This is a genomic window from Paracoccus haeundaensis, from assembly GCF_006239215.1.
GTDB lineage: Bacteria > Pseudomonadota > Alphaproteobacteria > Rhodobacterales > Rhodobacteraceae > Paracoccus > Paracoccus marcusii.
Genome location: NZ_VDDC01000101.1, coordinates 1 through 1,243, shown reverse-complemented (window position 1 = coordinate 1,243; position 1,243 = coordinate 1). Strand labels below are relative to the sequence as shown.

1 pseudogene is annotated in these 1,243 nt (G+C 77.7%); it reads right to left on the bottom strand.

What is annotated here, in order from left to right:
- A pseudogene (locus FHD67_RS20670) lies at nt 1-1,243 on the bottom strand (chromosome segregation protein SMC); the annotation flags it as partial.

Sequence of the window (1,243 nt, the reverse complement as noted above, 5' to 3'; positions counted from 1 at the left end):
GCGCGGGCCTCGCGGGCCTCGCCTGCCTGCCGCTCGGTTTCGCGCTCGGCCAGGGCGGCGGCGCGGGCGGCGTCCTCGGCGGATGTCAGCGCGGCGCGGGCCGCCGTCAGCCGCGTCTCCAGCTGCACCCCGCGCGTGACCAGCGCCTCCTCCTGCTCGGCCAGGATGGCGGGCTGGTCCTGCGCCTCGGCCAGTTCATCGGCGGTGGCCTCGCGGCGGGCGGACAGCTCGGCCGCACGCGTTCCAGCCTGCTCCAGGCGCAGCCGCCAGCCCGATTCCTCCTTGGCGATCTCCTGCAGACGCTTGGTGCGGGCCTGCCCCTCGCGGCGCAATTCGTCCAGCGCGGCGCGGCGGGTCATCGTGGCGATGCGCGCGCCTTCGACGCCGGTGCGGGCATGTTCCACAGCCGCCGCGGCGTCGCCGCGGTCGGGCAGCGCGGCCAGTTGCGCCTCGGCCTCGGTCAGGCGGCCTTGGGCGTCGGCGGCATCGGCGCGGTGACGCGCCAGCTCCGCCCGCGCCCCGTCGGCGCGGCTGGAGGCCATGGCCAGATCGGATTCGGCCCGCGTCGCGGCGCGCGCGGCCTCGGACAGCAGGCGCTCGGCCTCGCGGCGCGCATCGCGGGCCGACTTCTCGACCTCGGCGGCCTGGGCCAGATCGGCGCGGGCCGCCTCATGGGTCTCGCGGGCCTCCTCGGCGCGGGCCTCGGCACGCTCGGCCTGTTCGGTCACATGGGCCAGCTCGTTGACCTTCTGCAGATGCAGCGCGGCCGAGGACAACGCCTGCCCCGCCATCACCCGCAGCCCGTCCCATCGGAACAGGTCACCCTCGGGCGTCACCAGCCGCTGTCCCGCCGACAGCATCGGCTGCAGCGCGGCCCCCTGGCCTGCGTCCAGCACCAGCCCCGTCTGCGACAGCCGCCGCGCCAGCAGATCCGGGCCGCGCACATGCGGCGCCAGCGGCACGGCGCCGTCCGGCAAGGGCTGCGGATCGTCCCAGCCCGGCAGGTCGTGCCAGCCCGACCCGTCGCCGCCCACGCCCGCGCGCAGATCGTCGCCCAAGGCCGCCCCGAATGCGGCCTCGTGCCCCCGCGCGACGGCCACCTGATCCAGAAGCGTGGCACCCCCGGAGCGCCCGCGATCGACCAGCCGCTGCAGGGCGGTACGTTCGGCGGCAAGCGCCGCGGCCTCGCCCTCGGCGGCGGCGCGGGCCTGGCGGGCGGCGGCCTCGCGGGTCTCCAGCGCGG